Annotated in this window: 20 protein-coding genes; 19 read left to right on the top strand and 1 reads right to left on the bottom strand. The window is 69.3% G+C overall.

The window, feature by feature from the left end; translation table 11 throughout:
- Positions 1-11 precede the first annotated feature (11 nt).
- From ACQ754_RS05400 to ACQ754_RS05355, 10 genes are all read left to right on the top strand, one after another.
- Complete coding sequence (locus ACQ754_RS05400) at positions 12-995, top strand: PhoH family protein (RefSeq protein WP_440995979.1); 984 nt, start codon at positions 12-14, stop codon at positions 993-995.
- Positions 992-1,474: an rRNA maturation RNase YbeY gene (gene ybeY, locus ACQ754_RS05395; RefSeq protein WP_440995978.1), complete on the top strand. Its 483-nt coding sequence runs from the start codon at positions 992-994 to the stop codon at positions 1,472-1,474. Before ACQ754_RS05400 ends, ybeY begins: the two co-directional genes overlap by 4 nt.
- 82 nt (positions 1,475-1,556) lie before the next feature.
- On the top strand, positions 1,557-2,465 hold the full coding sequence (locus tag ACQ754_RS05390) for an HlyC/CorC family transporter (protein ID WP_440995977.1): 909 nt from the start codon (positions 1,557-1,559) through the stop codon (positions 2,463-2,465).
- Positions 2,466-2,472: 7 nt separating this feature from the next.
- On the top strand, positions 2,473-3,984 hold the full coding sequence (gene lnt / locus ACQ754_RS05385) for an apolipoprotein N-acyltransferase (protein ID WP_440995976.1): 1,512 nt from the start codon (positions 2,473-2,475) through the stop codon (positions 3,982-3,984).
- Positions 3,977-4,759, top strand: coding sequence for a class II glutamine amidotransferase (locus ACQ754_RS05380; RefSeq protein WP_440995975.1), 783 nt, complete (start codon positions 3,977-3,979; stop codon positions 4,757-4,759). The genes lnt and ACQ754_RS05380 overlap by 8 nt, the downstream gene beginning before the upstream one ends.
- 127 nt (positions 4,760-4,886) lie before the next feature.
- Positions 4,887-7,706 carry an EAL domain-containing protein gene (locus ACQ754_RS05375; RefSeq protein WP_440995974.1) on the top strand — a complete coding sequence of 940 codons (2,820 nt, stop codon included), beginning with the start codon at positions 4,887-4,889 and terminating at the stop codon, positions 7,704-7,706.
- Positions 7,707-7,721: 15 nt separating this feature from the next.
- Positions 7,722-9,428 (top strand): ATPase domain-containing protein, encoded by a 1,707-nt coding sequence (locus ACQ754_RS05370; protein ID WP_440995973.1) that lies wholly within the window; start codon positions 7,722-7,724, stop codon positions 9,426-9,428.
- Entirely contained in the window at positions 9,428-9,745 is a 318-nt protein-coding gene (locus tag ACQ754_RS05365) for a circadian clock KaiB family protein (protein WP_440995972.1), read from the top strand. The genes ACQ754_RS05370 and ACQ754_RS05365 overlap by 1 nt, the downstream gene beginning before the upstream one ends.
- A gap of 73 nt (positions 9,746-9,818) precedes the next feature.
- Complete coding sequence (locus ACQ754_RS05360) at positions 9,819-10,004, top strand: hypothetical protein (protein ID WP_440995971.1); 186 nt, start codon at positions 9,819-9,821, stop codon at positions 10,002-10,004.
- Positions 10,001-10,183, top strand: a complete 183-nt coding sequence (locus tag ACQ754_RS05355; RefSeq protein ID WP_440995970.1) for a hypothetical protein — start codon at positions 10,001-10,003, stop codon at positions 10,181-10,183. The genes ACQ754_RS05360 and ACQ754_RS05355 overlap by 4 nt, the downstream gene beginning before the upstream one ends.
- A gap of 7 nt (positions 10,184-10,190) precedes the next feature.
- On the opposite strand, the gene ACQ754_RS05350 is transcribed toward ACQ754_RS05355, so the two are convergent.
- Entirely contained in the window at positions 10,191-10,718 is a 528-nt protein-coding gene (locus ACQ754_RS05350) for a zinc ribbon-containing protein (protein ID WP_440995969.1), read from the bottom strand.
- 125 nt (positions 10,719-10,843) lie between these two features.
- Between ACQ754_RS05350 and leuS the strand changes: the two genes are divergently transcribed.
- The 9 genes from leuS to rng are packed head-to-tail and all read left to right on the top strand — an operon-like array spanning position 10,844 to position 19,759.
- Entirely contained in the window at positions 10,844-13,297 is a 2,454-nt protein-coding gene (gene leuS, locus ACQ754_RS05345; protein WP_440995968.1) for a leucine--tRNA ligase, read from the top strand.
- The gene (locus ACQ754_RS05340; RefSeq protein ID WP_440995967.1) at positions 13,297-13,800 is read left to right on the top strand and encodes an LPS-assembly lipoprotein LptE; all 504 of its coding nucleotides are present in this window, start codon (positions 13,297-13,299) and stop codon (positions 13,798-13,800) included. Before leuS ends, ACQ754_RS05340 begins: the two co-directional genes overlap by 1 nt.
- Before the next feature lie 2 nt (positions 13,801-13,802).
- Positions 13,803-14,858, top strand: coding sequence for a DNA polymerase III subunit delta (gene holA / locus ACQ754_RS05335; RefSeq protein WP_440995966.1), 1,056 nt, complete (start codon positions 13,803-13,805; stop codon positions 14,856-14,858).
- Positions 14,855-16,138 carry a glutamate-5-semialdehyde dehydrogenase gene (locus ACQ754_RS05330; protein WP_440995965.1) on the top strand — a complete coding sequence of 428 codons (1,284 nt, stop codon included), beginning with the start codon at positions 14,855-14,857 and terminating at the stop codon, positions 16,136-16,138. The genes holA and ACQ754_RS05330 overlap by 4 nt, the downstream gene beginning before the upstream one ends.
- Positions 16,135-16,791 carry a nicotinate-nucleotide adenylyltransferase gene (gene nadD / locus ACQ754_RS05325; RefSeq protein ID WP_440995964.1) on the top strand — a complete coding sequence of 219 codons (657 nt, stop codon included), beginning with the start codon at positions 16,135-16,137 and terminating at the stop codon, positions 16,789-16,791. Before ACQ754_RS05330 ends, nadD begins: the two co-directional genes overlap by 4 nt.
- Positions 16,792-16,802: 11 nt before the next feature.
- Positions 16,803-17,174: a ribosome silencing factor gene (gene rsfS, locus ACQ754_RS05320; protein ID WP_440995963.1), complete on the top strand. Its 372-nt coding sequence runs from the start codon at positions 16,803-16,805 to the stop codon at positions 17,172-17,174.
- 18 nt (positions 17,175-17,192) lie between these two features.
- Positions 17,193-17,660 carry a 23S rRNA (pseudouridine(1915)-N(3))-methyltransferase RlmH gene (gene rlmH, locus ACQ754_RS05315; RefSeq protein ID WP_440995962.1) on the top strand — a complete coding sequence of 156 codons (468 nt, stop codon included), beginning with the start codon at positions 17,193-17,195 and terminating at the stop codon, positions 17,658-17,660.
- Positions 17,661-17,687: 27 nt separating this feature from the next.
- Positions 17,688-18,296, top strand: coding sequence for a Maf family protein (locus ACQ754_RS05310; RefSeq protein ID WP_440995961.1), 609 nt, complete (start codon positions 17,688-17,690; stop codon positions 18,294-18,296).
- Positions 18,293-19,759 carry a ribonuclease G gene (gene rng, locus ACQ754_RS05305; RefSeq protein WP_440995960.1) on the top strand — a complete coding sequence of 489 codons (1,467 nt, stop codon included), beginning with the start codon at positions 18,293-18,295 and terminating at the stop codon, positions 19,757-19,759. The genes ACQ754_RS05310 and rng overlap by 4 nt, the downstream gene beginning before the upstream one ends.
- The last annotated feature ends 3 nt before the right edge of the window (positions 19,760-19,762 follow it).

The following is a 19,762-nucleotide window of genomic DNA, read 5'->3' as shown; positions in this document are numbered from 1 at the left end:
TGAAGCACGCCTTGAGTGACAGTCCCGAAGCCATCGATTTCACCCTCGATCCCCCGGACAACGACCGCCTCGCCAGCCTCTGCGGGCAGTTCGACGAGCACATCCGTCAGGTCGAGCGGCGCCTTGGTGTGGAGATCAAGAACCGCGGCCACCGCTTTCGGGTCATCGGCGAGGACCGTGCCGCCCTGGCGGCCAGCGAGGTGCTAAAGGCCCTCTATGACGTCTCCAGCCAGGAGGTGATCAGCGCCGAGAACGTCCACCTCTATCTCCAGAAGGCCGACGTGGACGCCCGTACTGAGGCGGCGGAGCACGCCGGTGTGCCCCGGGAGGTGGTCATCCGCACCCGCAAGGGGCAGGTGCAGGGGCGCGGGCCGAGCCAGCGTCGTTACCTGCACAGCGTCATCACCCACGACCTCAACTTCGGCGTCGGGCCGGCGGGCACCGGCAAGACCTACCTGGCGGTGGCCTGTGCCGTGGATGCCCTGGAGCGGGACCTGGTCCAACGCCTGGTGCTGGTGCGCCCGGCGGTGGAGGCCGGCGAGCGCCTGGGCTTTCTCCCCGGCGACCTGGCCCAGAAGGTGGACCCGTACCTGCGCCCGCTCTACGACGCGCTGTTCGAGATGCTCGGCTTCGAGCGGGTGAACAAGCTCATCGAGCGCAACGTCATCGAGGTGGCGCCGCTGGCCTACATGCGCGGGCGGACGCTGAACAACGCCTTCATCATCCTCGACGAGGCGCAGAACACCACCGTCGAGCAGATGAAGATGTTCCTCACCCGCATCGGCTTCGGTTCCACAGCGGTGGTCAACGGCGATGTCACCCAGATCGATCTGCCGCCCGGCAAGACCTCCGGGTTGCGGGATGCCATCGACGTCCTGCGCGATGTGGAGGGGGTGAGCTTTACCTTTTTCAACGCCCGGGACGTGGTGCGCCACGACCTGGTGCAGCGTATTGTCCAGGCCTACGATACCCGCACTGGCAGCGAATCGGGATGAACATCGAGCTCGATATCCAGGTCGCCTCCTCGGTTCCGGATATCCCGGAGGACGCGGCGTTCCGGCGCTGGCTGGCGGTGGCCCTGGCGGATCACCGGGAGGCCGCGGAGGTGAGCCTGCGCATCGTCGACGAGGCCGAGGGCCGGGAGCTCAACGCCACCTATCGCGGCCGCGATTACGCCACCAATGTGCTCTCCTTCCCCGCGGAGCTGCCGGAGGGGGTTGATCATCCCGTGCTCGGTGATCTGGTGATCTGTGCGCCGGTGCTCGAGCGCGAGGCCGATGAGCAGGGTAAGCCGGTGGAGGCCCACTGGGCCCACCTGGTGGTGCATGGCGCCTTGCATCTGCTCGGCTATGACCACATGGAGGACGACGAAGCGGAGGTGATGGAGGGCGCCGAGCGCGCCATACTCCGTGCACTGGGGTACGATGATCCCTACGCCGGGGAGCCGGTGGAGACGGAAACCCGCGTCGATTAGGCCGGGATTGGTTAGCCGGCCGCCGGGGCCGGCTAACCAATCCATGCATTCGACGATTTCCGTGGCAACCATCGAGAACCTGATGAACGAGGACCGATCCGGCAGTAGCAGCCCCCACCCCGACCAGAACGGCCACCAAAGAAGCTGGCTGGAGCGTATCGGGCAGGCCCTTTCCGGCGAGCCCAGGGACCGGGATGATCTGATCCAGGTGCTGCGTCACGCCCAAGGGCGGGGCATCGTCGACTCGGACTCCCTGGCGATGATCGAAGGGGTACTCCATGTCTCGGAGTTGCAGGCCCGGGACATCATGGTGCCCCGTTCCCAGGTGGCGGTGCTCCAGCGCAGCGACCGCGTCTGGGACCTGCTGCCCACTATCGTCGAGACCGGCCATTCCCGCTTCCCGGTCACCGGCGACAGCCGGGACGACGTCATCGGCATCCTCATCGCCAAGGACCTGCTGCGCTTCCTGGAGCCGAATGGCCAGGGGGAGTTCAACCTACGCGAGTTGCTGCGGCCGGCGCTGTTCATCCCTGAGAGCAAGCGCCTGGACGCGCTGCTCAAGCTCTTCCAGGACAGCCGCAACCACCTGGCGGTGGTGGTGGACGAGTACGGTGGGCTTGCCGGCATCGTCACCATCGAGGACGTCATCGAGCAGATCGTCGGCGAGATCGATGACGAGCACGATGACGAGGACGACGGCTGGATCCTTTCCCGGGGCGACGATGGCTGCTTCGTGGTCAAGGCGTTGACCCCCATCGAGGAGTTCAACGAGCACTTCGGCACCGGCTTCAGCGACGACGAGTTCGACACCGTCGGCGGGCTGGTGGCCAACGGCTTCGGCCACGTGCCACGGCGCGGCGAGGTCCTCGACCTCGGCGGCTGCCGCTTCGAGGTGGTACGCGCCGACAGCCGCCGGATTTATCTCCTCCGTGTCAGTCGCGTGCCGGTGGAGGCCGCGGTGGAGGAGGAAGACCGGCCCCGCGCCCACTAATCCGCCCATGGAGGCAGTGCTCGCCGGTCGGGCCGGTCCGGTCCTTGCTCTCCTGGCCGGCCTGGCCATGCCACTGGGCTTTGCGCCCTTTGGCTGGGGCTGGCTGCCACCGGTGGCACTGGCCCTGGCCTTCGCCCAGGTCGCGGCGGCGCCGTCGTGGCGCGCCGCCCTCGGCGCCTACCTGTTCGGTCTGGGGTATGCCGGGTTCGGCGTTTCGTGGATCTTTATCTCGGTGAGCCGCTACGGCGGCGGCACCCTGGCCGCATCGGTCGTGACGCCGCTATTCATCGCCTTCTTCGCCCTCTATCCCCTGGCCGCGCTGTGGCTGGGCCGGCGCCTCGGCGGCGGGCGGCCGGCGCTCACCGTGCTGGTGACGCTGCCGGCGGCCTGGCTGTTGATCGAATGGGTGCGGAGCTGGCTGTTCACCGGGGCCACCTGGCTGTCGGTAGGCTACACCCAGGTGGACACACCCGCTGGGGCGGTAGCGCCGCTGTTCGGGGTCTACGGGGCCACGGTGCTGGTCTGTGTGCTGGCGGGGGGGATCGCCTGGCTGGCGCTGCGTCCACGGCCGGGGCCGCTCGCGCTGGCGGCGGTGCTCATCGCCGGCCATGTCTGCGCCGGCCTCCTGGGGCAGATCCGCTGGAGCGAGCCCGCCGGCCCCGCGATAGGGGTGACCATGATCCAGGGCAATGTGCCCCAGGACGAGAAGTGGCTGATGGACAACCGCATCGCCACCCTGCGCCACTACGCCCAAGCGAGCCGGGCGCAGTACGGCACCCCACTGATCATCTGGCCCGAGGCGGCGGTGCCGGCATTCCGGGACAGTGTGGCTGAGAACTTCCTGCGGCCGCTGGCAGAGGAGGCGACGGAGGCCGGCAGCACGATCGTCACCGGCGTTCCCGTCCGCGAGGGCGAGGCGTCCTATAACTCGGTAGTGGTACTCGGCGAGCCCGAGAACACCTACCACAAGCGCCACCTGGTGCCCTTTGGCGAATACGTGCCCTTTCGCGAGTGGTTCGGCGGTGCCCTGGACTTCGTCGGGGCCCCCATGGGTGACTTCACGGCCGGCAGCCGGACGGCACCCATCACCGCCGGCGGGACCGCCCTGGGCGTGTCCGTATGCTATGAGGTCACCTTCGGCCCATTGGTGGCGGACGCCCTCCCGGAGGCCGGGGTGCTGCTCAATGTGAGCAATGATGGCTGGTTCGGTGATTCCCTGGCCCCGCATCAACACCTGGAGATGGCGCGGTTTCGGGCCCGTGAGACGGGGCGGCCGATGCTGCGCGCCACCAACACCGGCATCACCGCGGTGATCAGCGCCGATGGCCGGATCCGTGCTGAGGCCCCGCAGTTCGAGCGCACCACCCTGGAAGCGCAGGTCACCCCACGCCGCGGGATCACCCCCTATGTGATCTGGCGGGACTGGCCCATGGCCGGTCTTGCCGTGGCGGTGCTGGCCGGTGCCTGGGGGCTGCCGTTGCTGCGCCGGCGCCAGGGCGGGAGGCCCCGCCATGTGTGAGCTGCTGGCCATGAGCGCCAATACGCCCACGAGCATCCGCTTCTCCTTCACCGGCCTGGTGGAGCGGGGCGGGCGCACCGCCCACCATGGTGACGGCTGGGGTATCGGGTTCTACGAGGGCCGGCGCTGCCGGCTCTTCCACGACCCGGTCTCCAGCTACCGTTCCGAGGTGGCGCGGTTCGTGCGCGAATGCGGTATCAAGAGCGAGATCGTGATCAGCCACATCCGCAAGGCCAACCGCGGTCGGGTCTCACTGGCCAACACCCATCCCTTCGAGCGTGAGCTCTGGGGCCGGAGCTTCGTGTTCGCCCACAACGGCCAACTCAAGGGCATCAAGCGCCGGCCGCTGCGCCATTACCGGCCCATGGGGACCACCGACAGTGAGCACGCCTTTTGCTGGCTGATGGATCGCATCCGGGAGCGCTTCCCGCGGCCGCCACAGCGCCCGGCACCGCTGCGCCACCTGATCCGCGAGTGCTGCGAGGACCTCGCGGGGCTCGGCACCTTCAACATGCTCTTCTCCGACGCCCGCGAGCTCTACGTCTACTGCAGCACGCGGCTGTGCTGGCTCACCCGCCGCGCCCCGTTCGGCCGGGCGAGCCTGCGTGACGCGGAGGTACAGGTGGACTTCGGCCTGGAGACCACGCCGGACGACGTGGTCACCGTCATCGCCACCGAGCCGTTGACCGTGGACGAGACCTGGAACCCCATGGCCCATGGCGAGCTGCTAGTCTTCCGGGATGGGGAGGTGGTGCTGCGGAACGCCGGCGCATAACGACAGCATTGCCTTCGGGCCGTGGGGGGCGTATTTTCGTTTATACGCATGTATAAGAATAATCAACAAAAACTCTACGATAAGGCGCCCCCGGCCTGCCGCTCGCCGGGGACACACGGGGGAGACAATGAGCCTAAGGCGGCTCACGCTGCTCGGTATTTCGGGGTCTGTGGCCGGGTTTCTACTGGTCCTCGCGATCGTCGGATATGGGGTCGAGCGCGGCCAGGCCTACCGTGACGAGATCGCCGAGCTGATGGTGCTCGCGCGGCGGGCGGACGTGTTCTCGGCGCGCAGCGACGCCATGGTCCTTGGTCTCCGTTCCCCGGCTGAGTGGGAGGCCTATCTCCGTGAGGCCTCCGCCCTCGAGCGGGGATTGCGTGCACTGCCGGTGGCCGATGCGGCCCGGGCCGTGGCACGGGTCGGCGAGCTCCGCGACACCGTCGAGCGTGCCCGCGACGATCCCCACCCGCCGGCCCCACTCGATGCCGGTGTCCTGGCGCTGGAGCGGCGTCTACTCATGGAGGAGGTCGCCGCCCTCGGTGTCTCCCTCGACGCCGCCGTGAACGACTTGTTGGAGGGTCAGCAGCAGGCCTTGGCCGCTGAGCACCGGCGTCTGTCCCAGTGGCTCCTCGTCGCGGTGGTGGTCTTTGGCCTGCTAGCGATGACGCTGCTCATCGTCATTCAACGTCGTGTCCTCCGGCCCTTGCGTTGGCTCCATGAAGGGGTGTGCGCACTGGAGCGGGGTGAGGCGGCCGGGCCGGTACCCGAATCCGGTTCGGATGAGGTCTCCGCGCTCACCCGTACCTTCAACCGGACGCTGAGCCGGCAGCGCCAGTATCAAGAACTTGTCGAGCGAAGCGAGGACCACTTCGCCGTCGCGGATGATTCCTTCCGCTATGTCCTGGTCAACAGCGCCTACGCGGCCATGTATGGCGTGAGCCCTGCGGCGATGGAGGGGCGGCCCGTGGCGGAGGTGCTGGGCGAGCGCTATTTCCGTGACGAGGTGCGGCCGCGGCTGCAACGCTGTTTCGCCGGGGAGCCCCAGCGCTACGAAACCGAGCGCGTCCACCCCGTGCTCGGACGCCGGCGGCTGCTGGTGCGCTATTTCCCCATGATCGGCGAGTCCCCGCGGCTGGTGGGGGCCGTGATGACCGACGTTACCGAGGAGTACCGCATCCGCGAGCGCCTGGAGCGCCACGAGGCCGAGTTACAGCGCTCCGGAGAAGAGCTGGCCCGGGCGCTGGATAACCGCCAGGCCCTGATCAACGCCCTGCCTGCCCATATCGCTGTGCTCGACAGCGCGGGAAACATCCTCGATGTCAACGAGCAGTGGCGCCATTTCGGTAGCGATAACGGGGCCACGGACCCGCATTCCAGCGTCGGCGCCAATTACCTCCGTGTCTGCCGGGATGCCCGCGGGCCCTGTGCGGAAGAGGCGGATACCGTGGCAGAGGGGCTGTCGGCGGTCCTCGCCGGCCAGCAACCGCGGTTCTTCCTGGAGTATCCCTGCCACGCACCCGATACCCCGCGCTGGTTCCGAATGATGGCCACCGGCCTGGCCGCTGACGGCGGTGAGGCGGGGGTGGTGGTGATGCACGTGGACATCACCGAGCGCAAGCTCGCCGAGCAGCAGCGGATACGCCTGGCCTACGAGGACCGGCTAACCGGTCTGTATCACCGCAACGGCTTCCTCGAGGCCTTGGAGGAGCGGTTCGCGGCCTCCGACTGGGACGCCGCCGGGATGGTGGTGGTCCTGGACCTGATCGGCCAGCATGACATCAATGAGACCCATGGCTACGAGGTCGGGGATCGGCTGCTTGCCGAGGTGGGACGGCGCTTGCAGGCCTGCGCCGGCGAGGGCGCGGTGGTGGCGCGTATCGGCGGCGACGAATTCGCGCTGTACCTGCCGGGGGTGCGCCCTCCCGCGGCCAGGCAGCGCCGGCGGGCGTTGTCGGCGGTGTTCGCGGAGCCAATGGTGGTCGACGCCCTGCCGGTGGAGGTGAACACCCGGTTCGGCTATACGCTGCTCGCCGGCCGGCGCCGGGAGGCCCGCTGGCTGCTCCGCGAGGCGGAGCTGGCCATGTTCGAGGCCCGTAAGGAGGACGTGCGCCAGTGGGCGCTGTATAGCCGCGCCACCGAGGCTCGCACGGGCGAGCGTATCCGCTTGACCGGGGAGCTGCGCCAGGCCCTCGAGCGCGACGAGCTGGAGCTCCACTTCCAGCCCCAGGTGGATCTGTACAGCGGACGAATGGTCGCCTGCGAGGCGTTGGTGCGCTGGAATCATCCCCAGGAGGGCCTGGTGCCGCCGGCCCGCTTCATCCCGGTGGCCGAGCAGAGCCAGCTCATCATCCCGCTGGGGGATTGGGTCTTCGCCGAGGCCTGCCGTCAGCTCCGGGCCTGGCGCGACGAGGGGCTGGAGATCGTCAGGGTCTCGGTCAACGCCTCCGTGGCCCAGCTTCGCCAGGTGGGTTTCCCTCGGCAGGTCAGCGAGCTGTTGGAGCGGACCGGGCTGGAGCCCGATGCCCTCACCCTGGAGGTCACCGAGAGCGTATTCGAGCACCACTGGGGCGGTTTGCGCCGCACCCTGCTCGCGCTCCACGACGCCGGCATCCGCCTGGCGCTGGACGACTTCGGCACCGGGTATTCCTCGCTGCTCTATCTCCAGCGTTACCCCTTCGACGAGATCAAGGTGGACCAGGCCTTCGTTCGGGGCATGGAGCGGGATGCGTTGAGCCGGCGCATCGTGGCCAGCGTACTCGAGCTCGCGACGGCGCTCGGCGCGGATACCGTCGCCGAAGGGATCGAGCAACACAGTACCGCAGCGGCCCTGCTCGCGGAGGGTTGTTCCATCGGCCAGGGCTATCTGTACAGCCCGCCGCTAGCTGCGGAGGACTTCCGCTGGCTGCTCCGCGAGCGATCGGCCCTGCCTCTGCGCCGCGGTGGATAGATCAGGGAGAATGCAATGCACAGCGAAGGGCTGGTAAAACGGGCCACGGGCATCCCCGGCCTCGATGCGGTAGCCGGCGGCGGGCTGCCCCGCGATGGTGCCACCCTCATCCTCGGCGCCGCGGGCAGCGGCAAGACCGTGCTGGGCCTGCAACTCCTGGCCGCGGGCATCGCGCGGGGCGAAGGGGGGATCCTGCTTTCCTTCGAGGAGTCGGCGGCCCAGTTACGCCGTGATGCGGGCTCGTTTTCCTGGGGCCCCGAGCTCCTCGCCTCCCAGCGGCTGGCGCTGATCGACGGTACCGGCCTGCGGGGCAGCGAGGTCGCAGGGCGCTTCGATCTCGAGGGGCTGCTCGCGGGCCTGGATGCGGCCGGGCAGCGTAGCGGTGCCGGTTGGGTGATGCTCGATGGGGTCGATCAGTTGCTTCGGCGTCAGCCCGACCCGGACGCCGCCCTGGAGGAGCTCGCCCGGGTGGTGCAATGGTGCGAGCGGGACGGACGTTCGCTGTTGCTCACGGGCAAGTTGGCGGCCGACCGGCCGGCAGTCCCGGTGCATCTCGAGGGCCTGGAGTTCCTGGTGCCCGCCGTTGTGGTGCTCTCCGCGGAGCTGGCCGAGCGCCGGCTCAACCGGCGTTTCCGCATCGCCAAGTACCGGGGAACCGCCCATGTCACCGATGAGCTGGCCATGGTGATGGACGACGAGGGCATCCACCTGCCCTACAGTCGTTCACCGGAGCTCGCGGAGATGGGCGAGGCCTCCACCGCGCGGGTGGGTATCGGCGTATCGAAGCTGGATAGGATCCTGGGCGGGGGCGTGTATCGCGGCTCGACCACCCTGATCTCGGGGCAGCCGGGCACGGCCAAGACCACCTTGTGTGCTGCCTTCGCCGCGGCAGCGGCCGCCCGGGGTGAGCGGGTGCTGTTCTTCAGCTTCGATGAGATGGCCGGCCAGATCGCCCGCAACAGCGCGTCGGTGGGTATCGACCTGCGTGGCCCGATGGACACGGGCCAGCTGCGCATGCGCGCGCGCACCGCCTGGCTCGACCTGCTCGAGGGTCACTATATGGCCTTGATGGCGGAGATCGAGGATTTCCAGCCGGATTGTCTGGTCGTCGATCCCGTCTCCGCGCTGCTCAAGGCCGCCGGCAGCGATAGCCCCTTCCTGGCCATCGAGCGCATCGTCACCCATACCCGCACCGCGGCGATCACTACGGTGATGACCTCGCTCAGCGAGAGCGATGATCCGGTCACCGAGGACAGCATGAGCCATACCTCCACCCTGGCGGATACCTGGCTGGTACTCCGCTATGCCGTACAGGGCGGCGAGCGCAACCGTGCGCTGTCGGTGGTCAAGTCCCGCGGTACGGCGCACTCCAACCAGGTCCGCGAGATGCTGCTCTCGGAGCAGGGCATTGATTTCGTTGATGTCTACCCCTTTGGCGACTCCGTACTCATGGGCACCGCACGCCTGCAAAAGCGCAGCGAGGCCGAGGCGCGGGCGCGCCGCGAGGCGGAGATGCGGGCCCGCCGGCGCCGGGAGCGCGAGCAGGAGATGGCGCTTGCGCGCAGCCGCATGGAGCAGGCCAGGCTGGAGTATGAGCGCTTGCGTGCCGAGCTGCGCAGCGACGAGGCGGAGGAGCGCGTCACCGACGACGACACCGAGCGTCACCGCCGGGATGTGGTGCAGCGCCGCGGCGGGGGTATGGGCGCGGGGGAGGGTGAGTGATGACCGACAGCGAACGCTGCCCGCAGGAAACGGCCACCGAGCTGGTGCTCTTCGTCACCGGGGATGCCCCCCGGTCCCGGCGCGCCCGAGCGAACCTCCACAGCGCACTGGCGCAAAGCGGCTTGGAGGGCCTCTCCTGTCGCGAGATCGACCTGCTGCGTGAACCGGAGCAGGCGCTGGTCCATGGCACCTTCGCGACCCCGGCGCTGGCCCATATGCGTGACGGGCGCCTGCAGGGTGTGCTCTACGGGGATCTCTCCGAGCGCGACCGGCTCGGCGGCTTCCTGCGCGAGCGGGCCGCAATGGCTCCGGACTGATAAGGGGTTTGCCGGATGGCGTTGCCCGGACACTACCCCTAGTCTGAACCACGGCATCTTGGAGGCGTTCGCCGTGCGCGATATCCTCATCAATAGCACCGTGGCGGCGACGGCCGTGGGCGCGTCGCTGGTTGCCTCGGTGGCCAGCGGGGACTCGGAATGGTTCCTGCGCTCCGGCTCGATCGTAACCGTGGCCGGGCTGTTGCTGATGGTCAAGCACAACGTGCTCTGTGAGGGCATGAGCCTGGAGCGGGGATGATCGAGCGCCTGCAGTTCCGCCGTGAGCGCCCGCCACACCGCCCGGGTAGCACCGGCTACCACGAGGCGATGGGTAGGGCACGGCAGATCATCAGTGACGAGTTGCTGGGCTTCATGGTCCTGCTCGTCGGCACGGTGATCTGGGGCTACGGCGACCTGCTACTCGCGCCGTTGCTGTGAGCGCCATTCAGCCGCTGGGGCTCCCCTCCGCCGGCGCCCGGCTGTAGACCGTGCCGTGGCACTTCGGGCACGGCGGGATGTGGCCCGGGCGGGTGAAGGTCAGGGTCTCGCCGCAATTGCGGCACCGCAGCCGTCCGGGGCCGGCGATCTCGCCGGTGTGGTATTCCGAGGCGCGCTCCAGGAACTGCTCGAACTCCAGCCACTCCAGGCGCTGGCGGTCGGCCACGGAGGTGAAGCGATCGAGAATCCAGTTCTCGATGAGCTGGACGTCCATGTGCAGCCAGGAGTTGAGGTCGCGGTCGGTGCGCGCCGTGAAGTCCGCCGCCTCCTCGAGGTCCCGGCGCAGCCAGGAGGCGATGCGGTCCGCCTCCTCGCGGGTGAGCTCGCCGAGCTCCACTGCCTGCTCCCGGGCGTGTTCCAGGGCCTCGCGGACCCGCGGCCCGAAGCCGTGCTCGGCCTCCTCGAGGCGCTCGCGCAGCCGTCCGAGCATGGTCTCGTAGCCGCGACGCTCGCGTTCCTGTGGGTCTTCGCTCATCTTGCTCCCTGCCGGTCGTGGGGTATGGCCCGCCAATATGCCGCGCTTCGCCGCTGGTGCAAAGCCCCGATGGGACACGGTATCCTTGCCGATTCATCGCAAACCCACTGGATTGATCGAGCTCCATGGACAAGACATACCAGCCGGAGGTGGTCGAGGCGGAGGCCCGGCGCTACTGGGAGGCCAACGAGACCTTTAAGGCCGTCGAGCGGACGGATCGCGAGACGTACTACTGCCTGTGCATGTTCCCCTATCCCAGCGGGAAGCTGCACATGGGCCACGTGCGCAACTACACCATCGGCGACGTGGTCGCCCGCTACAAGCGGATGCGCGGTTACAACGTCCTCCAGCCCATGGGCTGGGACGCCTTCGGCCTGCCCGCCGAGAACGCGGCGATGCAGAACAACGTGCCGCCGGCCCAGTGGACCCGGGAGAACATCGCGCACATGCGCGAGCAGCTTCAGGGCCTCGGTTTCGGCTATGACTGGTCCCGGGAGTTCGCCACCTGCGATCCCGAGTACTACCGCTGGGAGCAGTGGCTGTTCACCCGCCTCTACGAGAAGGGGCTGGTCTACAAGAAGACCGCCACGGTGAACTGGGATCCGGTGGATCAGACCGTGCTCGCCAACGAGCAGGTCATCGACGGCCGTGGCTGGCGCTCCGGGGCGCCGGTGGAGCGCCGGGCCATCCCCCAGTGGTTCCTGCGCATCACCGCCTATGCCGATGAGCTGCTCGAGGCCATCGAGGCGCTCGACGGCTGGCCGGAGCAGGTGCGTACCATGCAGCGCAACTGGATCGGCCGCTCCGAGGGCGTGGAGATCGCCTTCGACGTGGCCGGCCGCGATGAGCCGCTGCAGGTCTATACGACCCGCCCGGACACCCTCTACGGCGCCACGTACATGGCACTGGCGGCCGAGCATCCCCTGGCCGCCGAGGCGGCGGAGGGCAACCCGGCGCTGGCGGCCTTCGTCGAGGAGTGCCGGCACAGCACCGTCTCCGAGGCGGACGTCGCCACCATGGAAAAGCGCGGCATGGACACCGGGCTGCGCGCCATCCATCCGCTCACCGGCGCGGAGCTGCCGGTCTATGTCGCCAACTTCGTGCTCATGGAGTACGGTTCCGGCGCGGTGATGGCGGTGCCCGCCCATGACCAGCGCGACTGGGAGTTTGCCCGTGCCTATGACATCCCCATCCGCCCGGTGATCGTCCCCGAAGGCCAGGAGACGGTGGACGTGAGCGACGGCGCCGTCACCGCAAAGGGGCGGCTGGTGGATTCCGGGGAGTACACGGGGCTGACCTCCGAGGAGGCCTTCGAGCGCTTGGCGGCGCGTTTCGAGTCCGAGGGGCGCGGCGGGCGCCGGGTCAACTACCGGCTGCGCGACTGGGGCGTGTCCCGCCAGCGCTACTGGGGCGCGCCCATCCCCATGATCGAGTGCCCGAGCTGTGGCGACGTGCCCGTCCCCGACCAGGACCTCCCCGTGGTGCTGCCGGAGCAGGTCTCCTTCGAAGGGGCCGGCTCGCCGCTCAAGCAGATGCCGGAGTTCTACCGCACCACCTGCCCGAAATGCGGTGGGGAGGCGGAGCGCGAGACCGACACCTTCGACACCTTCATGGAGTCCAGCTGGTACTATGCGCGCTTCGCCTGCGCCGACAACCACCAGGCCATGGTCGACGAGCGCGCCGACTTCTGGACCCCGGTGGATCAGTACATCGGCGGCATCGAGCACGCCATCCTGCACCTGCTCTACGCCCGTTTCTACTACAAGGTGATGCGCGACGAGGGCCTGGTGCACGCCGACGAGCCCTTCACTCGGCTCCTCACCCAGGGCATGGTGCTCAAGGACGGTGCCAAGATGTCCAAGTCCAAGGGCAACACCGTGGATCCCCAGGAGCTGGTGGAGCGCTTCGGGGCGGACACGGTGCGGCTGTTCACCATGTTCGCCGCGCCCCCGGAGCAGTCCCTGGAGTGGTCGGATTCCGGTGTGGAAGGGGCCTCGCGGTTCCTGCGCCGGCTCTGGAACCTGGTCGTCGAGCACGTCGCCGACGCGGCGCCGCCGGCCCTGGACCCCGCCGGGCTCAGCGAGGCCGAGCGGGGGATGCGGCGTAAGGTCCACGAGACCATCCGCAAGGCCAGCGACGACATCGGCCGGCGGTTCACCTTCAACACGGCCATCGCCGCCGTAATGGAGCTCAGTAACGACCTGGGTCGATTCCAGCCGGAAACCCCCCAGGGGCGGGCGGTCCGCCAAGAGGCCCTGGAGTCCGCCGTGCTCATCCTCGCGCCCATCGTCCCGCATATCACCCACCGGCTGTGGCGCGAGCTCGGCCATGAGGACGCCATCGTGGACCGGGCGTGGCCGGTGGTGGACGAGGCGGCGCTGGAGCGTGACACCGTGGAGCTGGTGGTCCAGGTCAACGGCAAGCTCCGCAGCCGCATCCAGGTGGCGGCGGATGCCGCCAACGATGCCATCGAGGCGGCGGCCCTGGCCGATGACAACGTGCGTCGCTTTACCGAGGGGAAGGACGTGCGGAAGGTGATCGTGGTGCCGGGCCGATTGGTGAACGTGGTGGCGAAGTAATGCGCCCCTGGCGTGTCCTCCCGGTCCTGTTCCTCGCCCTGGTCCTCGCCGGCTGTGGTTGGCAGCTCCGTGGCAGCGGCGGTGCCGGGCTGGAGGGGCGCGCCGTGGCGGTCACCGCACCCAATGACCTCTCCGCCGTCCGGCGTGCGGCGGAGCGCGAGCTCACCGCCCTCGGTGGCCGGTCAGTGGACGAGGCGGTGGCGCAGCAGGTGCTGGCGCTGCTCGCCGAGCAGACCCCGCGCCGGGCCCTGGCCGAGGACGACCGCGGGCGCGCGGTGGAGTACGAGCTCACCTATCGCCTCACCTACCGGGTGCTCGGCGGTGACGGCGAGCCCCGGGCGGCGCAGGCGTCCGCCACCGCCCAGGGGACCTACCGCGCCGATGGGGACGATGCCCTTGCCGAGCAGGCGCGCCGCGAGCGGCTTACCGCCGAGCTGCGCGCCGAGGCCATTCGCCTGATGCTCTCGCGGCTCGCCGCCCTGGAACCGGAGGGGAATGGCTGACCATGGCGGAGCTGCGCCCGGAGCAACTGTCGGGTCGGCTGGGTCAGGGCCCCGCCCCCGTCTATCTGCTCACCGGCGATGAGCCGCTCCTCCTGGAAGAGGCCCTGGCCGTCATCCGCTCGGCGGCCCGGGATGCCGGTTTCGACGAGCGCGAGGTCTTCCACGGTGAGCCGGGGTTCGACTGGTCGCGGTTGCGGGAGGCCGCGCGCAGCCTGTCGCTGTTCAGCAGCCGCCGGCTCATCGAGCTGCGCCTCCCCGACGGAAAACCCGGTCGCGACGGTGGCGCCGCCCTCCAGGAGTATGCCGCCGCACCGCCGGCGGACCTGGTACTGGTGGTGGTCGCCGGGGCCATCGACTACCGCCAGCGCCAGAGCGCCTGGGTTAAGGCCCTGGCGCGGGCGGGCGATCACGTCCATGCCTGGCCCGTGACCGCGGAGCAGCTCCCGGCCTGGCTGTGGCGGCGGCTGCGTGCCCGGGGGCTTCAGGCGGACCAAGAGGCGGTCGACCTGCTCGCCGGGCGTGCCGAGGGCAACCTGTTGGCGGCGGCACAGGAGATCGACAAGCTGGCGCTGCTCTGTGAGGGCGGCCACGTCGGGGCCAAGGAGGTCCGCGAGGCGGTGGGGGACAGCGCCCGCTTCGTGACCTTCGATCTGCCACGGGCCGTGCTCGGCGGGGACGTGGGCCGGGTTTGGCGGATCACCGAGACCCTGCGCCAGGAGGGCGAGGAGCCGGTGCTGGTACTGGGCGTGCTGGCCCGCACGCTGCGGGTGCTCGCCGAGCTGCAGGCGGGCCGGCGTGACCGGCGGGAGTCGCCGGATGCCGTATTCGGCCGCCACCGCATTCGAAAGGCGGAACGGGCCGCTTTCTGGCAGGCAGCACTGGGCCCGCCCGCCGGGCGCTGGGAGGCGCTGATCCCGCGGGCGGCGCGGGTGGACCGGACGCTCAAGGGGGCGGCATCCGGCCGCGGCTGGGATGAGCTGTTACAATTGGCTACGGAAATGACCGGACTGGCCGCCGCCGCACCGGCCGGCGGCGGGGGGAGTGGACGACGACGATGAGCACCGGCGCAGAGCAGACAGTGACCGATATCCCCGACTACGTGCGCTCGCTGGGTAAACGGGCCCGCGAGGCCGGCCGCGAGCTGGCGCGTTCGGAGCCGGGGCGGCGCAACGCGGCGCTGACGGCCATCGCCGACACCATCGAGGCGCAGCGTCAACGATTGCGCGAGGCCAATGCCGCGGACCTCGAGGCCGGGCGCGCCGCAGGGCTGGACGAGGCGTTGCTGGACCGCCTGGAGTTCACCGATGGCCGCATCACCGCCATGGCCGAGGGGTTGCGCCATATCGCGACCCTCGCGGATCCGGTGGGGGCGATGCGTGAGGTCAACGCGATGCCCTCCGGCATCCGGGTGGGCCGCATGCGGGTGCCGCTGGGCGTGGTGGGGATCATCTACGAATCCCGTCCCAACGTCACCGCCGACGCCGCCGGGCTGTGCCTGAAGTCCGGCAACGCCGCGATCCTCCGCGGCGGTTCCGAGTCCATTCATTCCAACCGCGCCATCGCCGGCTGCATCCAGCGCGGACTGGAGTCGGCGGGGCTGCCGGAGGCCGCGGTCCAGGTGATCGAGACCACCGACCGTGCGGCGGTGGGCGAGCTGATCACCCTGTCGGACTATGTGGACGTACTGGTACCCCGCGGCGGCAAGGGGCTGATCGAGCGCATCATGCGCGAGGCCACGGTGCCCATGATCAAGCACCTCGATGGCGTCTGCCACGTCTACGTGGACGAGCACGCCGACCTCGACAAGGCCCAGCGGGTCGCCTACAACGCCAAGACCCAGCGCTACGGCACCTGCAACACCATGGAGACCCTGCTGGTCCACGCCGCGGTGGCAGGGGAGTTGCTGCCGGGGCTCGCCGAGCGCTACCGGGAGGCCGGCGTGGCGCTGCGCGGCTGCGAGCGGGCGCGGGCGCTGGTCCCGGCCATGGAGGCCGCCACGGAGGCCGACTGGGCGGCGGAGTACCTGGCACCGGTGCTGGCAGTGCGGGTGGTCGACGACCTCGATACCGCTATCGGCCATATCGAGGGGTACGGGTCGCACCACACCGACGCCATCGTCACTGAGCACTGGAGCCACGCCCAGCGCTTCCTGCGCGAGGTGGATTCCGCCTCGGTGATGGTCAACGCCTCCACGCGCTTCGCCGACGGCGCGGAGTACGGCCTGGGCGCGGAGATCGGCATCAGCACCGACAAGCTCCATGCCCGGGGCCCCGTGGGCCTGGAGGGCCTGACCACGGAGAAGTACGTGGTCTTCGGTGACGGTCATATCCGCGAATGAGTGTGCGCCCGAGCCCCCTCGGGATCCTCGGCGGGACCTTCGACCCCGTCCATTATGGCCACCTGCGGCCGGCGGTGGAGCTGCTGGAGCAGCTCCACCTCGGCGAGATGCGCCTGGTGCCGGGGCGCATACCACCCCACCGCCCGCCGCCGCGGGTGGGCCCGGAGCGCCGCCTGGCGGTGCTGCGTGAGGCCGTCCGCGACCTACCCGGGCTGCGGGTGGACGACCGCGAGCTCCACCGAGACGGACCCTCCTTCACCGTGGATACCCTCCGGGCGCTGCGCAAGGAGGAGGGCGAGCGTCCGCTTTGCTTCGCCCTGGGCAGCGACGCCTTCCTCGGCCTGCCGAAATGGCATCGCTGGCGGGAGCTCATCACGTTCGCCCATCTGGTGGTCATGGAGCGTCCCGGTCACGCCACCTCCCCAGGCGGCGAATTCGGGCAGTGGGTGGCGACAAGGCGGGCCCTCCGGGTGACAGAGCTGCGCGAGCGGCCCGCCGGCCGGATCCTGTTCGTACCGGTGACCCAGCTGGACATCTCCGCCACCGGCGTGCGCCGGTTACTCGCCCGGGGCGAGTCGGCACGCTGCCTGATGCCGGAGCCGGCCTGGCGGCTCGTGGCGGGGCGGGGCTGGTACGGCTACCCCCAGGTTTGATCGAGGTAATTATGGCGAAACAAGCGAGCAGGCCGGAGGCGGTGCGGGATCTGGTGGTCGAGGCCGTCGAGGACATGAAGGCCGACAACGTCGTCGTGTTGGACGTCCGTGGCCGCACCGCCATCACCGATTTCATGGTCTTCGCGAGCGGGACCTCGCGCCGGCACCTGCGCAGCATTGCCGACCGCATCGTCGAGCTGGCCAAGGACGCTTCCGTGCCCCCGCTCGGGGTGGAGGGGGACGACAGCTCGGGATGGATCCTGGTGGACCTGGGGGATGCGGTGGTCCACGTGATGTTGCCGGAGGTGCGTGACTTCTACCGCCTGGAGAACATCTGGGCCGTGGAGGAGGACCACGAGGGCCTTCCGGGCGGCGACGCCTGAGCGCCGGCGGGGCGTGGTATGAGGCTGCGAATGCTCGCCGTCGGCCAACGGATGCCCGGATGGGTCGCCGAGGGGGTGCAGACCTTCACCGACCGCATGCCCCGGGAGCTGCCGGTGGAGTTACGGGAGATCCCCGCCAGCAACGCCCGCCGTGGCGGTGATGTTGCCCGGGCGATGGCGGAGGAGGGCGAGCGCCTGCTGGCCGCTGCCGCCGGCGCGCGGGTGGTGGCCCTGGACGAGGGCGGGGCCAGCGTGACCACCGACAAGCTCGCCGCGCGCCTGTCGGACTGGATGATGGCCGGCGACGACATGGCCTTCCTCATCGGCGGCGCGGACGGCCTGCACCGTGATTGCCGGGCCCGCGCGGAGTGGGTCTGGTCCCTGTCGCCGCTGACCTTTCCGCACATGCTGGTGCGGGTGCTCCTCGCCGAGCAGCTCTACCGTGCCTGGACGGTGCTCCGGAATCATCCCTATCATCGAAACTGAAACAGCGATCACCCGCGAGGAAGGGGTATGGACTCTCACTCGAATGGCGTCGACATCTACCTGGCCTCCGAGTCGCCGCGCCGCCGCGAGCTCCTCGAGCAGCTCGGCGTGCGTTTCCGCAACGTCGAGCAGTCGGTGGACGAGACCATGGAGCCGGGTGAGAGCCCGGAGGTTTTTGTCATCCGCCTTGCCCTGGAGAAGGCCCGGGCCGGGCTGGCCGCCTCGCCGCGGGATGCGCCGGTGCTCGGTGCGGACACCATGGTGGTGCTCGACGACGAGGCCTTCGGAAAGCCCCGGGATCAGGCCGAGGCCATGCAGATGCTCGAGCGCCTCGGCGGCCAGAGCCATCGGGTGCTCACCGGCGTGGCCATGGTGGACAGCTACGAGGAGGCGACCCGCTTGTCGGTGACCCATGTCACCCTGCGGGCACTCAGCGAAGACGAGCGCGAGGCCTATTGGGCGAGCGGCGAGCCGGCGGACAAGGCCGGTGCGTACGCCATACAGGGGCGGGGAGCGGTGTTCGTCGAACACCTCGACGGCAGCTACTCCGGGGTCATGGGACTGCCGCTGTTCGAGACGGGGGAGCTGCTCGGGGAATTCGGCATCGACTTCCTCTCCGGCTGGCGTCGCGCGTGACCCAGGAGATCCTGATGAACGTCACCCCGAGGGAGACGCGGGTGGCGCTGGTGGAGAACGGTGCCGTTCAGGAGATCCACATCGAGCGGGCCCGCCGGCGCGGCCTGGTGGGCAATATCTACAAGGGCCAGGTCTGCCGGGTCCTTCCGGGGATGCAGGCCGCCTTCATCGATGCGGGGCTCGAGCGTACCGCTTTCCTCCATGCCTCGGACATCGCCGCCACCGACGAGGCCCTGGAGCCGGCTCCCGGCGTGCCGGATATCGCCCGGCTGGTCAAGGAGCAGCAGGCGGTGCTGGTGCAGGTCATCAAGGACCCCATGGGCACCAAGGGTGCGCGCCTGACCACCCATATCACCCTGCCCTCGCGATTCATGGTGCTGCTGCCGGGCAACCCCACCGTGGGGATCTCCACACGTATCGAGGACGAGGACGAGCGTGCCCGGTTGCGCGGCATCGGTGAGGCGTTCGTCGCCGACTGCAGTGATGGCGCCGGCGTTATACTCCGTACCGCCGCCGAGGGCGTCAGCGAGGCCATCCTGGAGCGGGACTTCGACTTCCTCTGCCGGCTGTGGCGCTCGATCCGCCTGCGCGCCGCCGCCGCCCAGCCGGGGACCCTGGTCCATGGCGATCTGCCGCTGGTCTTGCGGGCCCTGCGGGACCTGGTGGTGGATCAGGTGGAGCGGGTGCGGGTGGATTCCCGGGAGAACTACGAAAAGGTCCTGGAGTTCGCGCGCCAGTATCTCCCCGACATCGCCCCCCACGTGGAGTACTACCCCGGCGAGCGCCCCATCTTCGATCTCTACGGCCTCGAGGACGAGATCCAGAAGGCACTGGATCGGCGCGTGCCGCTGAAATCCGGCGGCTATCTCATCATCGACCAGACCGAGGCGATGACCACCATCGATGTGAACACCGGTGGCTACGTCGGCCACCGCACCCTCGAGGAAACCATATTCAAGACCAACCTGGAGGCGGCCCAGGCCATCGCCCGGCAGGTGCGCCTGCGCAACCTCGGCGGCATCATCATCATCGACTTCATCGACATGGAGGAGGCGGAGCACAAGCGCCAGGTGCTGCGCGCGTTCGAGAAGGCCCTGGAGCGCGACCACGCCAAGACCCAGATCAGCGGGGTCTCGGCCCTGGGCCTGGTGGAGATGACGCGCAAGCGCACCCGCGAGTCCCTGGAACACCTACTCTGCGAGCCCTGCCCCACCTGCGACGGACGGGGCACGCTTAAGAGCGCGGAGACGGTATGCTACGACATCGCCCGCGAGATCATGCGCGAGGCCCGGCAGTTCGATGCCCAGCGACTGCTGGTCCTCGCCGCCCAGGAGGTGGTGGACCGTATGCTCGATGAGGAGAGCGACAGCTTCGCCGAGCTGGAGGAATTCATCGGCCGTCCCATCGAGTTCCAGGCCGAGCCGCTCTATACCCAGGAGCAGTTCGACGTCGTCCTGATGTAACCG

Origin of the sequence: Arhodomonas sp. SL1 (genome assembly GCF_052060015.1) — a bacterium.
GTDB lineage: Bacteria > Pseudomonadota > Gammaproteobacteria > Nitrococcales > Nitrococcaceae > Arhodomonas.
This window is presented reverse-complemented; position numbering and strand designations above follow the sequence as displayed.